This window comes from Oribacterium sp. P6A1, from assembly GCF_000702885.1.
Taxonomy (GTDB): Bacteria; Bacillota; Clostridia; order Lachnospirales; family Lachnospiraceae; genus Oribacterium.
In genome coordinates, this window is the sequence record NZ_JNKO01000082.1 from 1 (window position 1) to 2161 (window position 2161).

The window sequence follows — 2161 nt, forward strand, 5'->3', positions numbered from 1 at the left end:
TTCCCGCATTACAGCATTAACAATAACATCCTTATCATGATGCAGAAACCGGATGCGACACTATGCCAGTCATACACCGGATGGAAACAGATGGGACGATATGTAAAGAAAGGCGAAAAGGGGATACGGATACTTGCTCCGGCACCATATAAGCTGGAGCGGCTACAGAACAAACTTGATGACAAGGGTAAAGAGATACTCGATAAGGATGGTGAGCCGGTAAGGGAGACAGTTGAGATCAATGTCACAGCATTTAAACCTGTGAGCACCTTTGATCTTTCACAGACGGAAGGTGAACCATTACCCACCTTCGGCGTTTCGGAGCTTACGGGAAGTGTTGAAGGTTATGCAAGGCTCTTTGAAGCAATCAGAGAAGCAAGCCCCGTTCCCATAGGATTTGAAGATATAAAGGGAGAAGCAAAAGGCTATTTCCATACTGCTGAAAATCGTATAGCAATCCAGGAAGGAATGAGCGAAGTCCAGAATGTAAAGACCGCTATACATGAAATGGCTCATGCAAAGCTTCATAACCTGGAGGCACAGAAGGGAAGGCCGGATGGCGAGCAGTCAAGACCAAGCAAAGAGGTTGAGGCAGAGTCCGTGGCATATACAGTCTGTCAGCACTTCGGCATAGATACATCTGACTATAGTTTTGCTTATGTTGCCGGATGGTCCCATGGAAAAGAGATGCCGGAACTTAAGGAATCACTGAACACCATAAGGACAGCGGCTTCAGAGATGATAACTTCCATCGAAGAAAAGGCTAAGGAACTGTTCGTAGAAAAAGACCAGACTCATGATAACGTTCAAAGCCATGACGGTGATGCGGTCCTAAATACTGAGAAGGAAGCAGAACCAAAGAAAGAATCTGTCATGAAAAAGCTTGAAAAGAAAGCGGAAAACAAGGAACAGGACAGAGCAGCTAAGAAAAATTCAAGGTCAAAAACTAAAGCTAAAAATAAAACAAAAAGCAGGGAGGAATCTTTATGAATCTTAAATTAGTGATATGTGAAAAACCTTCAGTGGCGAAATCCATCGCTGATGTCATCGGTGCGACAAACAGAAAAGACGGATACCTTGAAGGAAATGGCTATATAGTCAGCTGGTGCTTCGGGCATCTCATAGAGCTTGCACAGCCTCATAAATATGATCCAAAGTATGAAAAATGGAGAAAGGAGGACCTGCCGATCTTTCCAAGTCCCTTCAGATATGATGTAACAGAGAGCACTCGTAAGCAGTTCCGTATCCTTAAAGAACTAATGGACCGTAATGATGTTATAAGTCTGATAGAAGCGACAGATGCAGGACGAGAAGGAGAACTTATCTTCAGGCTGGTCTATCATCAGGCAAAGTGTAAAAAGCCATTTGAGAGACTCTGGATATCATCCATGGAAGACACAGCCATAAGGGAAGGTTTCAAGACCCTTAGACCATCAAGTGAATACGATGCTTTATATGAAGCAGCATTATGCCGAGAGCGTGCCGACTGGCTGGTTGGCATCAACGCTACCCGGCTTTTTTCGACCCTTTACGGCCAGCCGCTTAATGTGGGAAGAGTAATGACTCCGACCCTTGGGATGATAGTAAATCGAGAAGCAGAAATAAATAAGTTCAGACCGGAACCATTCTATACGGTAGAGATCGATGCCCTCGGTATATCTCTCAGCAGTGAGAGGATACAGGATAAGGCTGAAGCAGAGAGGATCCTTTCAGAAGTATCAGCGGATGGTAATGGGGTGATTACGAACATGAAAGAGACTATCAAGACAGAGAAACCGCCGCTTCTTTATGACCTTACATCTCTGCAGAGGGATGCCAATAAGTATTATGGTTTCACGGCACAGGAGACACTTGACTATACCCAGAGTCTTTATGAGAAAAAACTCGTGACCTATCCGAGAACAGACAGCCGGTATCTCACAGATGATATGGGAGAAAGCACCAGAGAACTTGCAATCAGCATGGAAGAAAAATATGGATTTACTAAAAATGAGACAACCCTTGAAGAGAGATTGCTTAACAGTAAGAAGGTAAGTGACCACCATGCCATCATACCTACTGTCAATGTCTCTGGCCTTGATCTGTCATCTCTCAATGACGGAGAACAAAAGATTTTAAACATCATAGCAGCAAGACTGCTTTCATCCCTTGGGGATCCTGC

2 protein-coding genes are annotated in these 2161 nt (G+C 44.2%); both read left to right on the forward strand.

Annotated elements, in window-relative coordinates; all coding sequences use genetic code 11:
• Positions 1–990 (forward strand): ArdC-like ssDNA-binding domain-containing protein (locus T515_RS17750; RefSeq protein ID WP_242839408.1); only part of this gene is annotated, 990 nt, incomplete at its 5' end.
• The coding region (locus T515_RS16080; RefSeq protein WP_036613568.1) for a DNA topoisomerase at positions 987–2161 on the forward strand (1175 nt) is incomplete at its 3' end. The genes T515_RS17750 and T515_RS16080, both read left to right, overlap by 4 nt.